The organism is Micromonospora sp. WMMA1996 (assembly GCF_002573675.1).
Taxonomy (GTDB): domain Bacteria; phylum Actinomycetota; class Actinomycetes; order Mycobacteriales; family Micromonosporaceae; genus Micromonospora; species Micromonospora sediminicola.
In genome coordinates, this window is record NZ_PDHU01000001.1 from 590,688 (window position 1) to 607,666 (window position 16,979).

Annotated in this window: 14 protein-coding genes; 7 read left to right on the top strand and 7 right to left on the bottom strand. The window is 72.9% G+C overall.

Features of this window, described 5'->3' with window-relative positions; genetic code table 11:
* Nucleotides 1-36: 36 nt before the first annotated feature.
* From COO58_RS02820 to COO58_RS02835, 4 genes are all read right to left on the bottom strand, one after another.
* The gene (locus COO58_RS02820; RefSeq protein ID WP_098743709.1) at nt 37-1,407 is read right to left on the bottom strand and encodes a sugar MFS transporter; all 1,371 of its coding nucleotides are present in this window, start codon (nt 1,405-1,407) and stop codon (nt 37-39) included.
* A gap of 116 nt (nt 1,408-1,523) precedes the next feature.
* Entirely contained in the window at nt 1,524-2,279 is a 756-nt protein-coding gene (locus COO58_RS02825) for an ABC transporter permease (protein ID WP_091582186.1), read from the bottom strand.
* Between the two features lie 17 nt (nt 2,280-2,296).
* On the bottom strand, nt 2,297-3,256 hold the full coding sequence (locus tag COO58_RS02830; protein ID WP_091582191.1) for an ATP-binding cassette domain-containing protein: 960 nt from the start codon (nt 3,254-3,256) through the stop codon (nt 2,297-2,299).
* A 121-nt stretch (nt 3,257-3,377) separates the two neighbouring features.
* Entirely contained in the window at nt 3,378-3,971 is a 594-nt protein-coding gene (locus COO58_RS02835; RefSeq protein ID WP_091582194.1) for a PadR family transcriptional regulator, read from the bottom strand.
* Between the two features lie 133 nt (nt 3,972-4,104).
* On the opposite strand from COO58_RS02835, the gene COO58_RS02840 reads away from it, so the two are divergent.
* Together COO58_RS02840 and COO58_RS02845 are read left to right on the top strand one after the other, a co-directional pair.
* Nucleotides 4,105-5,856, top strand: a complete 1,752-nt coding sequence (locus COO58_RS02840) for a biotin carboxylase N-terminal domain-containing protein (protein ID WP_091582198.1) — start codon at nt 4,105-4,107, stop codon at nt 5,854-5,856.
* Between the two features lie 125 nt (nt 5,857-5,981).
* Entirely contained in the window at nt 5,982-7,421 is a 1,440-nt protein-coding gene (locus tag COO58_RS02845; RefSeq protein WP_091582203.1) for a GuaB1 family IMP dehydrogenase-related protein, read from the top strand.
* Nucleotides 7,422-7,425: 4 nt separating this feature from the next.
* Here the strand turns inward: COO58_RS02845 and COO58_RS02850 are convergent, their stop codons facing one another.
* Nucleotides 7,426-7,974, bottom strand: a complete 549-nt coding sequence (locus COO58_RS02850; RefSeq protein ID WP_091582208.1) for a TetR/AcrR family transcriptional regulator — start codon at nt 7,972-7,974, stop codon at nt 7,426-7,428.
* An 89-nt stretch (nt 7,975-8,063) separates the two neighbouring features.
* Between COO58_RS02850 and COO58_RS02855 the strand changes: the two genes are divergently transcribed.
* Nucleotides 8,064-8,507 carry a DoxX family membrane protein gene (locus COO58_RS02855; RefSeq protein ID WP_098743710.1) on the top strand — a complete coding sequence of 148 codons (444 nt, stop codon included), beginning with the start codon at nt 8,064-8,066 and terminating at the stop codon, nt 8,505-8,507.
* Nucleotides 8,508-8,686: 179 nt separating this feature from the next.
* Here COO58_RS02855 and COO58_RS02860 read toward each other — a convergent pair whose 3' ends face one another.
* A complete protein-coding gene (locus COO58_RS02860; protein ID WP_098743712.1) occupies nt 8,687-10,309 on the bottom strand; it encodes a DHA2 family efflux MFS transporter permease subunit in 1,623 nt (540 codons plus the stop codon).
* A gap of 138 nt (nt 10,310-10,447) precedes the next feature.
* Between COO58_RS02860 and COO58_RS02865 the strand changes: the two genes are divergently transcribed.
* The 4 genes from COO58_RS02865 (at nt 10,448) to COO58_RS02880 (ending at nt 15,463) form a co-directional block, all read left to right on the top strand.
* Nucleotides 10,448-10,885 (top strand): MarR family winged helix-turn-helix transcriptional regulator, encoded by a 438-nt coding sequence (locus tag COO58_RS02865; protein WP_172968031.1) that lies wholly within the window; start codon nt 10,448-10,450, stop codon nt 10,883-10,885.
* 62 nt (nt 10,886-10,947) lie between these two features.
* Complete coding sequence (locus COO58_RS02870) at nt 10,948-11,469, top strand: MarR family winged helix-turn-helix transcriptional regulator (RefSeq protein ID WP_098743715.1); 522 nt, start codon at nt 10,948-10,950, stop codon at nt 11,467-11,469.
* Nucleotides 11,463-13,196: an ABC transporter ATP-binding protein gene (locus tag COO58_RS02875; RefSeq protein ID WP_098743717.1), complete on the top strand. Its 1,734-nt coding sequence runs from the start codon at nt 11,463-11,465 to the stop codon at nt 13,194-13,196. Before COO58_RS02870 ends, COO58_RS02875 begins: the two co-directional genes overlap by 7 nt.
* A 206-nt stretch (nt 13,197-13,402) precedes the next feature.
* Nucleotides 13,403-15,463: an ABC transporter ATP-binding protein gene (locus tag COO58_RS02880; protein WP_098746059.1), complete on the top strand. Its 2,061-nt coding sequence runs from the start codon at nt 13,403-13,405 to the stop codon at nt 15,461-15,463.
* A gap of 79 nt (nt 15,464-15,542) precedes the next feature.
* On the opposite strand, the gene thrS is transcribed toward COO58_RS02880, so the two are convergent.
* Nucleotides 15,543-16,760 (bottom strand): threonine--tRNA ligase, encoded by a 1,218-nt coding sequence (gene thrS / locus COO58_RS02885; protein WP_091582230.1) that lies wholly within the window; start codon nt 16,758-16,760, stop codon nt 15,543-15,545.
* Nucleotides 16,761-16,979 lie beyond the last annotated feature (219 nt).

Sequence of the window (16,979 nt, forward strand, 5' to 3'; positions counted from 1 at the left end):
ACGCCGGACACCGCCACCTCGGCGAAGTGGAGTCGATCAAGCGGGCGCCACACCGGGAGCAAGGGCCCGGCCCAGCCGCACGGTCAGCAGCACGGCCACCGCGATGAACGCGGGCAGCAGCAGGAAGGCCAGGTGCGGGCCGACGCCGTCGGCCACCCAGCCGAGCACGACCGGCGCGATCCCGAAACCAACCCCCATCGAGTACGACGACCAGCCCGCCGCCCGATCGGTGGCCGTGCCGGCGGCCGCGAGCGCGATGGAGATCGCCAGCGGGTAGTGGAGGGCGTTGCCCAGCCCTAGCACGACCAGGCCGGTGACCGCCAGCCAGCCGATCGGGCTGGCCCAGAACAGGGTGAACCCGGCGAGTGAGACGGTGAGGGCGCCGAGCAGCAGCGGCACCGGTGGCCAGCGCAGCGCGGCCCGGCCACCGGCGGCCCGGCCGACGAACATGCCGCAGACGATCGCCGCGACACCCGCCGACGCGCCGCCGGCACTCAGTCCGGCGTGGTCGCGGAGCACGTCGGCGGTCCAGAGCGACAGGCAGACCTCAATCGAGCCGGTGACCGACATCAGAACCCAGGCGATCCAGTACGCCCTCGGCAACCGCGCCGACGTCACCCGCGTCCCGGCGTCGGGAACTTGGCGACGCGCGGTTCCGCCCGGACCAGAACTCAGCGAGATTTCGCGCGGCCCGGAAGCGACAGCGGCGGGAGCCACGGCAGCGGGAGCGACAGCGGCGGCAACGGGCGCGGCGGCAACGGGCGCGGGAGCGACGCCAACGGGCGCGGCAGCAACGGGGGCGGCGCCAACGGGGGCGGCGGCAGCCGCGGTAGCGGGGGCGCCGTGCGGCAGGCGTACCCGGAAGGTCAACGCGGCGAGCGCGACCAGCGTGATCAGCCCGACCTCGACGGCCATCACCGGTCGCCAGCTGAGGCCGGCGTCCACCGTGACGCCGATGGTCAGCGGCGCCAGGATGCCCATGCCGGCGCAGGCGGCGTTGGCCTCGGTGAGCGCTGCGGGCGCGGCTGGCCCGTGCCGGGCGGTGAGCACCACGTTGACGCCGCTGATCACCATCATGCCGAAGGTGGCGACGACCGCCACGGCGGCGATGGTGGCGGGCAGCGGGTGGAGCAGGCCGAGCGTGGTGACGCCGGCGGCCACGCCGGCGAGGCCGAGCCAGATGGCCGGGCCCCGGCCGTAGCGGCGGGCGACCGGGGCGAACAGCGCGCCGCCGGCGAGCGCGCCGACCGCGATGCCGGTGCTGTGCAGGCCGGCGACGGCGGCGCTGGTGCCCTGTTCGTCGCGGAGCAGCGGTACGACGGGGCCGAACCCGTAGAGGAAGAAGCCCCAGAGGCCCAGCTGAGCGTAGGTCAGCCAGGTGGTCCGGTCACGGGTGAGGCGAGGCACCGGCCCGACGCTACGCGCGCCCGACCGGCACCCCGCCCTGAGTGAGAGGCAGCTCTCCCCGGGTGTTAAGAGGGGGCCCTTCCTCTACCGAATGCGTTAATAGGGGGCCCTTCCTTTCATCTCACGCTGCGGGCGAACTGGCGGGCGGCCCAGACCACGCCGGCCACGGCGAGCACCGTGGTGATCAACAGCCCCTGCCAGACCTTGTCGTTGCCCAGGTCGCCGCCGAAGAGGGCGCGGGTGCCGTCGACGGCCCAGGAGAACGGGTTCCACTTGGCCACGCCCTGGAGCCAGCCGGGGGCGAAGGTGAGCGGCAGCAGGATGCCGGAGAGCAGCAGGACCGGCTGGGCGACCGTGTTCATCAGCGGGGCGAGCGCGTCCTCGCTCTTGACCTTGAGCGCGACGCCGTAGGAGACGGCCGAGGTCATCAGCGCGATCAGGGCGAGCATCAGGTAGGCCAGCAGCAGGTAGCCGATGAAGACGCGCAGGTCGAACAGGAGCGCCAGGAGGGTGATGATGACGGCCTGGGCGATCAGCGAGACCACGTCGCGCAGCGATCGGCCGAGCAGCAGGGCGAGTCGGCTGACCGGGGTGACCCGGGAGCGTTCGATCACCCCGGCGCGCAGCTCGGCGATCAGGCCGAAGCCCTGGAAGAGGCCGCCGAAGATGGCCAGCAGCACGAGCAGACCGGGTACGAAGATCTTGTACGCGGCGGCCTGGGTGGGCGCGTTCAGGGCCGGCTTGAGCAGCGGGGCGAAGAGCAGCAGGTACATCACCGGCTGGAAGACGCCGACGAAGACCCAGACGGGGTTGCGCAGCAGCAGTTGCGCCTGGCGCTGGAAGATCAGCCAGGTGTCGCGGGCGAGTTTCATGACAGTCTCTCCGGGGGTCAGGACTCGCGCAGCGAGCGGCCGGTCTTGGTGAGGAAGACGTCGTCGAGGCTGGGTCGGTGCAGCTCGATCGAGCGCAGCTCCACCCCGGCGTGGTCGAGGCGGCGCAGCACCTGCGGGATGGCGACGGCGCCCTCGTCGACGTAGAGACGCAGGCCGCCCTCGTCGGCGGTCTCCAGCTTGGTCACGTACGCCTCGGTGTCGAGCAGTTGGGCGGCGTGCGGGGTGGTCGCGGCGTCCAGGCCGACGATCACCACCTCGCCGGAGATCTCGCGCTTCAGCTCGGCCGGGGTGCCCTCCGCGACCACCTCGCCGTGATCCATGATCGCGATCCGGTCGCAGAGCGCGTCGGCCTCGTCGAGGTAGTGCGTGGTGATGAAGACGGTCATCCCCTCGGTGCGCAGCCGCCGGATCTCGTCCCACATGTGGGCGCGGCTCTGCGGGTCGAGGCCGGTGGTCGGCTCGTCCAGGAAGACGATCTTCGGCTCGTGGATGATGCCGAGCGCGATCTCGACCCGCCGGCGCTGGCCGCCGGAGTAGGTCTTGCACTTGCGGTCGGCGTACTCGGTGAGCTGGAACGCGTCCAGCGCGCGGGTGGCGCGCCGCTGGGCGTCGGCCTTGGAGATGCCGTAGAGGCGGGCCTGGAGCACCAGTTCCTCGCGGGCGGTGGACTCGTCCCAGGTGCTGCCGCCCTGGGGCACGTAGCCGATCCGCCGGCGCACCCCGGCCGGGTCCTTGCGCAGGTCGGCCCCCGCGACGGTGGCCTCGCCGCCGTCCGGCTCGATGAGGGTGGCGAGCATCCGGAGCGTGGTGGTCTTGCCGGCGCCGTTGGGCCCGAGGAAGCCGAAGATCTCCCCCTCGGCGACGTCGAGGTTGACGCCACGGACCGCGTCCACGGTCTTCGTCTCGCGACCCGCGCGGGAGCGGAACGACTTCCGCAGCCCCCTGGTCTCGATCATTTCTGCTCCTGGTCGTCCGGGCCGGACGTGACCGGCCGCCGATCGTCCGCAGGGAGGACGCACGACTCCCCCGCGGCTCCTGCCGAGGCTAACGCGATATAACTCTTCTAGTCAACGTTGATTATTTCTTGTCCCCGTCCGTCCAGCCCGACCAACCCTCCGCCTGCTCCATCCCCGCGGGGAGGTAGGACACACCGGACTCGATCCGCTCCGCGATCCGCTCGCACCAGGCCGTCTCCGCCTCGGCCCGGGCCAGCCACAGCTCGAACATCCATCCGACGTGCACCGGCTTGCGGTTGCGTACCCAGTCGGAGTCCAACGAGGCGCGCATCGACTCGACGCCGGCGCGGAGCAGGTTGGCGCGGTTGCGCAACGCCGCCGCGGCCTCGTCGCGCGGCATCGCCGGCAGGAACGAGAACGCCGCCACGAACGGGTCCGGCGACTCCTGGACCTGCCACCACTGGGCCCGCAGCAACGTCTCGAACTCGTCCTCGCCCTTCGCCGTCACCTCGTACGTGGTGCGGGCCGGACGGGCGCCCACCTGCTCGACCGACACGGTCCGCAGCAGCCCCTCGTCGGTGAGCTTGCGCAACGCGTGGTAGATCGAACCGGGCTGGACGTTCGCCCACTTGTCCGCGCTCCAACTCAGCAGCTCGCGGCGCACGTCGTAGCCGTGCACCGGCTGCATCCACCTGACCAGGCCCAGAATCATCATCCGCGTCGCCGACACGGGACAAGCGTAATAGCCAAGTTTGACTACAGTGCCACATCCCACACTGAGCGATCGTTAGGGCCAGCATGCCGGCCGATACACTCCCGGCATCGACCTCCCGGGAGGAGCCCCCAAGGTGCGCAAGGTTCTCATCGCCAACCGCGGCGAGATCGCCGTCCGCGTCATCCGCGCCTGCCGCGACGCCGGCCTGGCGAGCGTCGCCGTCTACGCGGACTCCGACCGGGACGCCCTGCACGCCACGCTCGCCGACGAGGCGTACGCGCTCGGCGGCGACACCGCGGCGGACAGCTACCTGCGCATCGACAAGCTCATCGACGTGGCCGCCCGCGCCGGCGCCGACGCCGTGCACCCCGGCTACGGCTTCCTCTCCGAGAACGCCGACTTCGCCCAGGCCGTCCTCGACGCCGGGCTGACCTGGATCGGCCCCACCCCGCAGGCGATCCGCGACCTGGGCGACAAGGTGACCGCCCGGCACATCGCGCAGCGCGCCGGCGCGCCGCTGGTGCCCGGCACCCCGGACCCGGTGGGCAACGCCGACGAGGTGATGGCGTTCGCCGTCGACCACGGGCTGCCGGTCGCCATCAAGGCGGCCTTCGGCGGCGGCGGGCGCGGCCTCAAGGTCGCCCGCACCATGGAGGAGATCCCCCACCTGTTCGAGTCGGCCACCCGCGAGGCGGTCGCCGCGTTCGGCCGGGGCGAGTGCTTCGTCGAGCGCTACCTGGACCAGCCGCGCCACGTCGAGGCGCAGGTGCTGGCCGACCAGCACGGCAACGTGATCGTGGTGGGCACCCGCGACTGCTCGCTCCAGCGCCGCCACCAGAAGCTGGTCGAGGAGGCGCCCGCGCCCTTCCTCACCGACGCCCAGCGCGCGCAGATCCACGACAGCGCGAAGGCGATCTGCCGGGAGGCCGGCTACCACGGCGCCGGCACCGTCGAATACCTGGTCGGCGCGGACGGCACCATCTCCTTCCTGGAGGTCAACACCCGGCTCCAGGTGGAGCACCCGGTGACCGAGGAGACCGCCGGCATCGACCTGGTACGCGAGCAGTTCCGCATCGCCGACGGCGAGAAGCTGCGCATCACCGAGGACCCGACGCCGCGCGGCCACGCCATCGAGTTCCGGATCAACGGCGAGGACCCGGGCCGCAACTTCCTGCCCGCCCCGGGCACCGTCACCGCGCTGCGGTTGCCGTCCGGCCCGGGGGTCCGGGTCGACACCGGCATCTCGGCCGGCGACGTGATCGGTGGCAACTTCGACTCGCTGCTGGCCAAGGTGATCATCGTCGGTGAGACGCGCACCGAGGCGCTGGAGCGGGCCCGCCGGGCGCTCGACGAGATGGTGGTCGAGGGCATGGCCACCGCGCTGCCCTTCCACCGCCTGGTGGTCCGCGACGAGGCGTTCACCGCCGAGCCGTTCACCGTGCACACCCGGTGGATCGAGACCGAGTTCGACAACACCGTCCCGGCCTTCACCGCCGCCGCCGGCGCCGCCGAGGCTCCGGCCGAGCGCGAGACCGTCGTGGTCGAGGTGGGCGGCAAGCGGCTGGAGGTTGTCCTCCCCGCCGGGCTCGGCGCGGCTACGGCGACCGCCGCGCCCGCCGCGAAGAAGCCGGCCCGCCGGGGTGGCGGGGGCAAGGCGGGCGCCGCGGTCAGCGGTGACACGCTCACCTCCCCCATGCAGGGCACCATCGTCAAGATCGCCGTGGCCGACGGCGACACGGTCGCCGAGGGCGACCTGGTCGTGGTGCTGGAGGCGATGAAGATGGAGCAGCCGCTGCACGCGCACAAGGCCGGCACGGTGAGCGGGCTGGCCGCCGAGGTGGGCGCGGTGATCACCGCCGGCGCGGCGATCTGCACCATCGCCTGAGGTGTACGGAAGGGCCCCTTCTTAACGCCTGCGGTAGAGAAGGGGCCCCTTCTTAACAGCGCGGGGCCGGGTGGTCCTTGCCACCACCGGGGGCGGGAGCGCGCCGGGGCGGGAATGATGTTCGGGTGCGGTTCCTTCATGGCGCGGTCCCCGCGCACGACCTGACCTACAACGACGTCTTCATGGCGCCCAACCGCTCGGAGGTGGGCTCCCGGCTCGACGTCGACCTGTCCTCCGGTGACGGCACCGGCACCACCATCCCGCTGGTGGTGGCGAACATGACCGCGGTGGCCGGCCGGCGGATGGCCGAGACGGTGGCCCGGCGCGGCGCCGTGGCGGTGATCCCCCAGGACATCCCGATCGAGGTCGTGGCCAACGTCGTCGGCTGGGTCAAGCAGCGGCACCTGGTGCACGACACCGCGATCACGCTCGGTCCGACCGACACCGTCGGCGACGCGATCCACCTGCTGCCCAAGCGCTCCCACGGCGCGGTCGTCGTGGTCGACGCGGACGGGCGGCCGATGGGCGTGGTGACCGAGGCGGACACCGTCGGGGTGGACCGCTTCGCCCAGCTGCGGCACGTGATGTCCACCGAGCTGCACACCGTGCCGGCGGACGCGGACCCGCGTACCGGATTCGACCGGCTGTCGGCGGGCCGGCGGCGGCTCGCGCCGGTGGTGGACGGCGAGGGCCGCCTGGTCGGCGTGCTGACCCGGCAGGGCGCGCTGCGCGCCACGCTCTACCGGCCGGCGGTGGACGACCGGGGCCGGCTGCGCATCGCCGCGGCGGTGGGCATCAACGGCGACGTCACCGGCAAGGCCGCCGCGCTGCTGGAGGCGGGGGTGGACACGCTGGTGGTGGACACCGCGCACGGCCACCAGGAGCGGATGCTCCAGGCGCTGCGGGCGGTACGCAAGCTCGACCCGGGGGTCCCCGTCGCGGCCGGCAACGTGGTCACCGCGGACGGCGTACGCGACCTGGTCGAGGCCGGCGCGGACATCGTGAAGGTCGGCGTCGGGCCGGGCGCCATGTGCACCACCCGGATGATGACCGGCGTGGGCCGACCGCAGTTCTCCGCGGTGCTCGACTGCGCCGCGGCGGCCCGCTCGCTGGGCCGGCACGTCTGGGCCGACGGCGGCGTACGGCACCCGCGGGACGTGGCGCTGGCGCTGGCCGCGGGCGCCTCGAACGTGATGATCGGCTCCTGGTTCGCCGGCACCTACGAGTCCCCCGGCGACCTCTACACCGACGCCGACGGCCGGCGCTACAAGGAGAGCTTCGGCATGGCCTCGTCGCGGGCGGTGAGCGCCCGGACCGCCGAGGACAGCGCGTTCGACCGGGCCCGCAAGGCCATCTTCGAGGAGGGCATCTCCTCGGCCCGGATGTACCTGGACCCGAACCGCCCGGGCGTCGAGGACCTGATCGACGAGATCATTTCCGGGGTACGCAGCGCGTTCACCTACGCGGGCGCACGCAGCCTGGAGGAGTTCCACGAGCGGGCGCTGGTCGGCGTGCAGAGCACCGCCGGCTACACCGAGGGGATGCCGCTGCCGACCAGCTGGTGACCGCTCAGGAGAAGAGCCGGCCGACCACCGCACGAGCGGCCGGCTCGGGGTCGGCGCCCACCCGGGACGGGAGGGCGCCGGCCAGCCACAGCTCGGCGAAGCCGTGCGCGATCGACCAGGCGGCCAGCGCGTCCGTGTCGGGTTCCCGGCCGGTGTGCCGGGCCACCCCGCCGCGCAGCAGCTCCCCGGTCCGCTGCCGGGCCGCCACCAGCTCCGGGTCGTCGGCCCGGTAGAGGTCCGGACGGAACATCACCTCGAAGTGCGCGCGGTGCCGGACCGCGAAGACGACGTACGCGACGCCGCTCTCCCGGAAGTCGTCGCCCGCCCCCCGCAGCGCCTCGCCGAGCTTGTCGAAGCCCTGGATGGCGAGCGCGGTGAGCAGCCCCGCCTTGTCACCGAAGTGGTGCGCGGGCGCCGCGTGCGAGACGCCGGCCCGGCGGGCGAGGTCGCGCAGGCTCAGCGCGGCCGGCCCGGACTCGGCGATCGCGTCCACGGCGGCGGCCAGCAGCGCCCGGCGCAGGTCCCCGTGGTGGTAGGAGCCGGAGGACGTCATGACCCCCACCCTAACTTGTCATTGACAAGATGGCATCCATGCCAGCAATCTTGTCGCTGACAAGATTGCTCTCGACGGAGGGATGAGCCGTGGCACCCCTGATCGCACTCCTCACCGGCACCGCCGTGGCCCGGATCGCCGGCCTGCTCGGCGTGGACGCGCTAGACGGCTGGCATCCCGCGCTGCGGGTCGGCCTGGCGCTGATGCTCGTGCTGACCGGCACGGCCCACTTCGCGTCCCGGCGGGCGGACCTGATCGCCATGGTTCCGCCGGCGCTGCCCCGGCCGGACCTGCTGGTCACGCTCACCGGCGTGCTGGAACTCGGCGGCGCGGTCGCCCTGCTGCCGCCGGCGACCGCGCGCTGGGCCGCGGCCGGCCTGGCGCTGTTGATGCTCGCCATGTTCCCGGCCAACGTCTCGGCCGCCCGCCGCCGGCTGACGCTCGCCGGCCGACCGGTCACCCCGCTGGCCACCCGGACGGCGCTCCAGCTCGTCTTCGTGGCCGCCGCGCTCGCGGTCGCCCTGGGCGGCTGACCGCACCCTCGGCCGCGCCCGGTACACATCCGCCGTCCGCGCGCCCGCGGTGCCGGGCTGCGGTGCGGTGCCGGGCTGCGGTGCGGTGCCGGGCAGCCGCCCGACGGCTGCGGGCGGGGCGCCGGACCGCCCGGAGAACGGCGTGCCTGCCGACCCGGATCAGCAGGCACGCCCCGGCCTCAGACCCGCGCCGGCTCCGCCCCGGCCGGCGGGGCGTCCCCGGTCACCCCGGCGCGCACGCTCGGCAGGCGCAGGCAGGCGAGCAGGCCGACCAGCAGGAACCCGGCCGCGGTGAAGGCGGCGTACCGGGTGGCGTCGGAGAAGGCCGCCTTCGCCTCCTCGGCGATCGGCGCGGTACGCGGATCCGCCGCCAGCCCGCCGATCGCCGCGCCGGCGCTCTCCTTCACCGCGCTCACCACCTGGTCCCGACCGGCCGGGTCGAGGCCGGGCTGGTCGGCCAGCCGGTCGCCGAGGAGGCCGCCGAGGCCGGCGAAGAGCACGGTGCCGAGCACGGCGATGCCGAGCGCCGAACCGACCTGCCGGGCGGTGCTCTGCAGTCCGGAGCCCTGCCCGCTGCGCCGGACCGGCACCTCGGCCAGCGAGACGCCGGTGAGCTGGGCGGTGGCGAGACCGACGCCGATGCCGTAGACGAAGAGGAACGCCAGCGGCGCCCACCAGCGGGTGTCCGGGGCCACCACGAAGCCCAGTCCGGCGACGCCGACCAGCTCGGCCGCGACGCCCAACTGGACCACCCGGGCCGCGCCCCACCGCTGGGTCAGCGGCGCACCGATGCCGCTGGCCAGGAAGCTGCCCACGGCGAGTGGCAGCAGCGCCAGGCCGGTGCGGAAGGCGCTGTAGCCGAGCACGTTCTGGAACCACAGCGGCAGCGCGAAGAGCAGGCCGAACTCGCCCAGGCTGACGATCGCCGCGGCCAGGATGCCGTTGCGGAACGAGCCGATGCCGAACAGCGACAGGTCGAGCAGCGCGGGTCGCCCGGTGCGGTTGCGGCGGACCTGCTGGGCCAGGAAGACCCCGAGTGCGGTCAGCCCGGCCAGCGCGGCCACCGGCACCGGGGAGATCGAGGCGGTCCAGTCGAGGCCGAAGAGGCTGAACGGCCGTTCCCGCTCCCACCAGCCGTAGGTGCGTCCCTCGATGAGCGCGAAGACCACGCCGGTCATGCCGACCACGGAGAGCAGCGCGCCGAGCAGGTCGACCCCGCGTTCGGCGCGGTCGTCCCGGGACTCGGCGACCAGCAGCAGGGTCGCCCCGATCACGGCCAGGCTGACCGGGACGTTGATGCCGAACGCCCACCGCCAGGAGTACGTGGTGGTGAGCCAACCGCCGAGCAACGGGCCGAGCGCCGCCGCGCCGCCGATGGTCGAGCCCCAGACGGCGAAAGCGATGCCCCGCTCCCGGCCGGTGAAGTTGGCGTTGAGCAGGGAGAGCGAGGTGGGCAGCATCATCGCGCCACCGATGCCCTGCAGCACCCGGGCGCCGATCAGCGCCTCGCCGGAGCCGGCGAGCGCCGCCAGCACGCTGGCCACCACGAAGACGCCCACGCCGGCGACGAACATCCGCCGCCGCCCGGACCGGTCGGCGAAGCGGCCGGCGACCAGCAGCAACGCGGCGAAGACCAGGGTGTACGCCTCCTGCACCCACTGGGCGTCGGTCGAGGTGATGTCCAGGTCCCGGATGATCTGCGGCACCGCGACGTTCACGATGGTGGCGTCCACGATGATCATCGCCACGCCGAGGCTGATGGCCAGCAGCCCGAACCAACGTCCGCGCCCGTCGCCGCGCATGGCACCCCTCCCGCTTTAGCTAGATTTTCTAGCTACCTGAGGTGCTAGCTTTAACCCGTGGAGGGGTCGCCGTCAACCGGAGAGGCCACGCCCGCCGGCCGGCCGCCGAGCAGCGAGGCCGCCCGGGCGCTGCGTGAGATGCTCCGGGTCGCCGGCGACACCCGAGCCGCGTTGGCCCGCCGCCTCGGCATCGGCGCGACCGACGCCGCGGCCATCGACCACCTGATCTCCAGCCCCGAGCCGCTGGGCCCGGTCGAGCTGGGCAACCGGTTGGGCATCCGCTCCGCCTCCGCCACCACGCTCGTCGACCGGCTGGTCCAGGCCGGACACGTCGCCCGCGCCCCGCATCCGCACGATCGCCGGCGCCTGACCCTCCAGGTGACCGAGCACGCAGTCGGCGAGGTGCTGGAGGCGCTGCGGCCCATGCTGGTCGGCGTCGACCGCGCGGTCGCCCGACTCACCCCCGAACAGGCCGAGGCCACCGCCACGTTCCTGCGCGAGGTCGCCGAGGTGATGCGGGAGTACGTCGCCACCGCGCCGGACGAGCCGCCCCGCGCCCGGACCGAGCGTGGCTGAGGGCACTCTCAGAAATTAGTTTGGGACCTGATGGTTCGGGGGCTAATCTGACGCCCGTGAACATGGGACCGCTCGTCCGCTACCCCGACGCGCTGCAACAGGCGCCGCTCGGCCGGCTGATCTCGATCGCCGGCCACGTCGTCGAGCAGCACTGGGGGCGCTACCTGGCCGAGCACCACGGCCTCACCTCCGCCGGCATGCGGGTGCTGATGATCCTGCTGCGGGCCGGCGACATCACCCACCGCGAGATGGCGGAGCTGTGCTTCGTCCGGCCCGCCACCCTCACCGGCATCGTCGACACTCTGGAACGCGACGGCTTCGTCAGCCGGCGGCGCAACCCGGAGGACCGGCGCGCCGTCCAGCTCACGCTCACCGACAAGGGCCAGGAGCACGCCCGCGCGATCATCGACCTGATCCACAGCGACCGGCCGTTGACGTCGGTCGACGCCGACCCGGCCAAGCGCGCCGTCATCCGCGAATTCCTGACCGAAATCATCACCGGCATGTCCGACGGGGACCTCCGTCGGTTGAACCGGGACAGCGAGTCCGACACCGAGTCGCCGACGGGGAGACATCCGTGCTGATCCGCCTGCTCCGCACACATCTGCGCCCGTACCGACGACTGCTGGCCGCCGTGGTGGCGCTCCAGTTCGTCGGCACGATGGCCTCGCTCTACCTGCCCAGCCTCAACGCCGACATCATCGACCGGGGCGTCGCCCGCGGCGACACCGACCAGATCCTGCGGACGGGCGGCTGGATGCTGGTGGTCAGCCTGCTCCAGATCGCCTGCTCGATCGCCGCGGTCTACCTCGGCGCGAAGACCGCGATGGGCTTCGGCCGTAACGTCCGCAGGGCGATCTTCGGGCACGTCAACCGCTTCTCCGCCCGCGAGGTGGCCCGCTTCGGCGCGCCGTCCCTGATCACCCGCAACACCAACGACGTCCAGCAGGTGCAGATGCTGGTGCTGCTCAGCTGCACCATGCTGGTGGCCGCGCCGATCATGAGCGTCGGCGGCGTGGTGATGGCGCTGCGCGAGGACGTCGGCCTCTCCTGGCTGATGCTGGTCTGCGTACCGGTGCTGGCCGTCGCGCTGGGCCTGATCATCCGCCGGATGGTGCCGGGCTTCCGGCTCATGCAGACCCGGATCGACACCGTCAACCGGGTGCTGCGCGAGCAGATCACCGGCATCCGGGTGGTCCGGGCGTTCGTCCGCGAGCCGTACGAGACCGACCGCTTCCAGGGGGCCAACGCCGACCTGACGGCGACCGCGCTGCGCATCGGCCGACTCCAGGCGCTGATCTTCCCGATCGTGATGCTGGTGCTCAACGTCTCCAGCGTGGCGGTGCTCTGGTTCGGCGCGGCCCGGGTCGACTCCGGGGAGATCCAGGTCGGCGCGCTCACCGCGTTCCTGCAGTACCTGATGCAGATCCTGATGGCGGTCATGATGGCCACCTTCATGCTGATGATGGTGCCCCGGGCGGCGGTCTGCGCCGAACGCATCGAGGAGGTGCTGGACACCGACTCCTCGGTGGTGCCGGCGGCCGACCCGGTGACCGAGGTCGCCGGACACGGCGAGCTGGAGCTGCGCGGCGCCGGCTTCCAGTACCCGGGCGCCACCGCGCCGGTGCTGCGCGACATCTCGTTCCGGGCCCGGCCGGGCCGCACCACGGCGATCATCGGGTCCACCGGCGCCGGCAAGACCACGTTGCTGACGTTGATCCCCCGGCTGGTCGACCCGACCGCCGGCGCGGTCCTGGTCGACGGCGTGGACGTGCGCGACCTGGCCCCGGACGAGCTGTGGCGGCGGATCGGGCTGGTGCCGCAACGGCCGTACCTGTTCAGCGGCACGGTGGCGAGCAACCTGCGCTACGGCAACCCGGACGCCACCGACGCGGACCTCTGGGCGGCCCTGGAGATCGCCCAGGCGCGCGACTTCGTCGCCGAGATGCCGGGCGGACTGGACGCACCGATCGCGCAGGGCGGCACCAACGTCTCCGGCGGCCAGCGGCAACGCCTGGCCATCGCCCGCGCGCTGGTCCGCAAGCCGGAGATCTATCTCTTCGACGACTCCTTCTCCGCACTCGACCTCGGCACGGACGCCCGGTTGCGGGCCGCCCTCAGGCCGGTCACCGCGGACGCGGCGGTGGTGATCGTGGCCCAGCGGGTCTCCACGATCGTCGACGCCGACCAGATCATCGTGCTCGAGGACGGGGGTGTCGTCGGGATGGGACGGCACGACGAACTGCTGGAGAACTGCCCGACGTACGCCGAGATCGTGGCGTCCCAGCAGACGGCGGAGGTGACGGCATGAGCGAACGCACCGAGCGCAGCGAGGGCCGTGAGAACATGCCCAGCCAGCACGGCATGAGCGAACGCACCGAGCGCAGCGAGGGCCGTGAGAACATGCCCAGCCAGCACGGCATGAGCGAACGCACCGAGCGCAGCGAGGGCCGTGAGAACATGCCCAGCCAGCACGGCATGAGCGAACGCACCGAGCGCAGCGAGGGCCGTGAGAACATGCCCGGCCAGCGCCCCGTGAGCGCCGTACCGCAGCAGGCCGAGCCGAAGCGGCTGCCTCCGGCCGGACGGCGGCCCGGCGGCCCGCCACACATGAACATGGGCATGCCGGCCGAGAAGGCGATGCGGTTCGGGCCGTCGGCGCGGCGGCTGCTCGGCCGGCTGCGCCCGTACCGGATCCAGCTCGTCGGCGTGCTGGCGCTGGCGCTGGCCAGCGTCGGGCTCAGCGTGATCGGGCCGAAGGTGCTCGGGCACGCCACCGACCTGATCTTCAACGGGGTGATCGGGCGGCAGTTGCCGGCCGGCACCAGCACCGAGGCGGCGGTGGCCGCGGCCCGGGCCGCGGGCAACGGCAACTTCGCCGACATGCTGGCCCGGATGGACGTGGTGCCCGGCGCGGGCATCGACTTCGACCGGCTGGGCCGGGTGCTGGCGTTCGCGGTCGCGCTCTACGTCGCCGCGAGCGTGCTGATGTGGGCGCAGGGCTGGGTGCTCAACGGCGTGGTGCAGCGCACCGTGTTCCGGCTCCGCGCCGACGTGGAGGACAAGCTCAACCGGCTGCCGCTGCCGTACTTCGACAAGCAGCCGCGGGGCGAGCTGCTGAGCCGGGTCACCAACGACATCGACAACATCTCGCAGACCCTCCAGCAGACGCTGAGCCAGCTGCTCACGTCGCTGCTGACCGTCGTCGGCGTACTCGGGATGATGTTCTGGATCTCGCCGCTGCTGGCGACGGTGGCCCTGGTCGCGATCCCGTTGTCGGTGATCGTCACCGGTCAGATCGCCAAGCGGTCGCAGCGCAAGTTCATCGCCCAGTGGACCCACACCGGTGAGCTGAACGCCCAGATCGAGGAGGCCTACACCGGGCACGAGCTGGTCAAGGTGTTCGGCCGGCAGAAGGAGGTCGAGGCCGCCTTCCACGCCAAGAACGAGGAGCTGTTCAAGGCCAGCTTCGGCGCCCAGTTCGTCTCCGGGATCATCATGCCGGCGATGTTCTTCATCGGGAACCTCAGCTACGTCGCCATCGCGGTGGTCGGCGGGCTGCGGGTGGCCTCCGGCGCGATGAGCCTCGGCGACGTGCAGGCGTTCATCCAGTACTCGCGGCAGTTCACCCAGCCGCTCACCCAGGTCGCGTCGATGGCCAACCTGCTCCAGTCCGGGGTGGCCTCGGCGGAGCGGGTCTTCGCCGTGCTCGACGCCGACGAGCAGAGCGCCGACCCGGGCGAGCCGGCCCGGATCGCCGACCCGCACGGCCGGGTCGAGTTCGAACACGTCTCGTTCCGCTACGACCCGGACAAGCCGCTGATCGACGACCTCTCCCTGGTCGCCGAGCCCGGGCACACCGTGGCCATCGTCGGTCCCACCGGCGCCGGCAAGACCACCCTGGTCAACCTGGTCATGCGGTTCTACGAGCTGGACGCCGGCCGGATCACGCTGGACGGGGTGGACATCAGCACCCTGCGCCGGGACGACCTGCGCGGACGGATCGGCATGGTGCTCCAGGACACCTGGCTGTTCGGCGGCACCATCCGGGACAACATCGCCTACGGGCGGCCGGACGCCACCGAGGAGGAGATCCTCGCCGCCGCCCGGGCGACCTTCGTGGACCGCTTCGTCCGCAGCCTGCCGGACGGCTACGACACCGTGATCGACGAGGAGGGCAGCAACGTCAGCGCCGGCGAGAAGCAGCTCATCACCATCGCGCGGGCGTTCCTGGCCGAGCCGTCGCTGCTGATCCTCGACGAGGCGACCAGCTCGGTGGACACCCGCACCGAGGTGCTGCTCCAGCGCGCCATGGCGGCGCTGCGCTCCGACCGGACCAGTTTCGTCATCGCGCACCGGCTCTCCACCATCCGCGACGCCGACCTGATCCTGATGATGGAGCAGGGTCGGATCGTCGAGCAGGGCACCCACGACCAGCTGGTCGCCGCCGGTGGCGCGTACGCCCGGCTCTACCGGGCCCAGTTCACCGGCGCGGTGATCTCCGACGAGGTGCCCGCGCCGACGCCGGGCGGTCCGCCGGCCGGGGTCCGGCCCACCGGCGCGCCGGTCGGGAACTGACATGGAACCGGCGACACCTGCGACACCGGCCGCCCGGGTGACGGCACGTCACCCGGGCGACCCCGGCGTCGGGCCGGGCTCAGGCCGGCGGGAGCAGGTCGGGCGACCGGCTCGCGACCACCGCGCCGACCAGCCCCACCGCCGCGGCGGCGGGCATCGGGGCGAGACCGCGCCCGTCGCGCAGGCGCAGCGAGACCGACCCGTCGGCCGCCTCCCGGGCACCGACCACCCCGACGTACGGGACGCGTCGGCGGGCCGCGTCCCGGATCCGCGCGCCCAGCGAGCCCGATTCGTCGACCTCGGCCCGCAGACCGGCGGCCTCCGCCTCGCGGCGGAGCCGGTGGACCGCGTCGGCCTGCGCGTCGTCCACCGGGAGCAGCACCAGCTGCACCGGGGCGTACCAGGCCGGGAACGCGCCCTCGTGCACCTCGATCAGGTAGGCGAACAGCCGCTCCATGCTGCCCACCAGGCTCCGGTGCACCATCACCGGCCGCTTCCGCCGCCCGTCCGAGTCGGTGTACGACAGGTCGAACCGCTCCGGCTTGTCGAAGTCGAGCTGGACGGTGGAGATGGTCGACTCCCGGCCGCCCGCGTCCACGATCTGGATGTCGATCTTCGGGCCGTAGAACGCGGCCTCGCCCGGCGCCTCGGTGACGTCCACCCCGTCGAGCGCGGCGCGGAGCAGCTCCTCGGCCCGCGCCCACCCGGCGTCGTCGCCGACGTACCGCTGGTCCGGCCCGCGCAGCGACAACCGGAACCCGGCCGGACGGACGCCGAGGGCGGCGTGCGCCTCGCGGATCAGCCGCAGGATCTCCCGCACCTCGTCGCCGACCTGCTCCAGCGCGCAGAAGTTGTGTGCGTCGTTGAGCGAGATGGCCCGCACCCGGGACAGCCCGCCGAGCACCCCGGAGCGCTCGGCCCGATACATCCCGCCCAGCTCGGCGACGCGCAGCGGCAGTTCCCGGTAGGACCGGCCCCGGGCGGCGAAGACCAGCGCGTGGTGCGGGCAGAGCGCCGGGCGGAGCACGAACTCGTCGTCGGCGCTCAACCGCATCGGCGGGAACATGTCGTCGGCGAAGTAGCCCAGGTGCCCGGAGCGTTCGAACAGCTCCCGTTTGCCCAGCGGCGGCGAGTAGACGTGCCGGTAGCCGGCCCGACGCTCCAACTCCCGTACGTACTCCTCGACGGCGTGCCGGGCGGCGGCGCCGGCCGGCAGCCAGATCGGCAGCCCGGCGCCCGCGAGCGGGTCGGAGACGAACAGCTCCAGCTCCCGGCCGAGCCTGCGGTGGTCGATCATGTCGCTCTCCTTGATCGGGTACGACCCGGAGGCGAGCGGGACCGGGACGCCGCGAGGCCCCGGAGCGGATCGCCCCGGGGCCTCGTCGACGGAAACGTCAGTGCGGCGCGCCGGGAACACCCGGCGTCGTGGTCACCTCAGCACTCCGCATGCCCCGACGGTAGGCGCGCGGACGTCGACGGCGCACGTGAGTTTCGGGGAGTGGGAGCGGGTCGCCGG

Bases quoted from the DNA above. Each gene is read 5' to 3' on its own strand.
- COO58_RS02825 (WP_091582186.1), bottom strand. From the start codon at position 2,279: ATGAAACTCGCCCGCGACACCTGGCTGATCTTCCAGCGCCAGGCGCAA.
- COO58_RS02830 (WP_091582191.1), bottom strand. From the start codon at position 3,256: ATGATCGAGACCAGGGGGCTGCGGAAGTCGTTCCGCTCCCGCGCGGGT.
- COO58_RS02835 (WP_091582194.1), bottom strand. From the start codon at position 3,971: ATGATGATTCTGGGCCTGGTCAGGTGGATGCAGCCGGTGCACGGCTAC.
- COO58_RS02850 (WP_091582208.1), bottom strand. From the start codon at position 7,974: ATGACGTCCTCCGGCTCCTACCACCACGGGGACCTGCGCCGGGCGCTG.
- COO58_RS02860 (WP_098743712.1), bottom strand. From the start codon at position 10,309: ATGCGCGGCGACGGGCGCGGACGTTGGTTCGGGCTGCTGGCCATCAGC.
- COO58_RS02865 (WP_172968031.1), top strand. From the start codon at position 10,448: ATGCTCCGGGTCGCCGGCGACACCCGAGCCGCGTTGGCCCGCCGCCTC.
- COO58_RS02870 (WP_098743715.1), top strand. From the start codon at position 10,948: ATGGGACCGCTCGTCCGCTACCCCGACGCGCTGCAACAGGCGCCGCTC.
- COO58_RS02880 (WP_098746059.1), top strand. From the start codon at position 13,403: ATGCCCGGCCAGCGCCCCGTGAGCGCCGTACCGCAGCAGGCCGAGCCG.
- thrS (WP_091582230.1), bottom strand. From the start codon at position 16,760: ATGATCGACCACCGCAGGCTCGGCCGGGAGCTGGAGCTGTTCGTCTCC.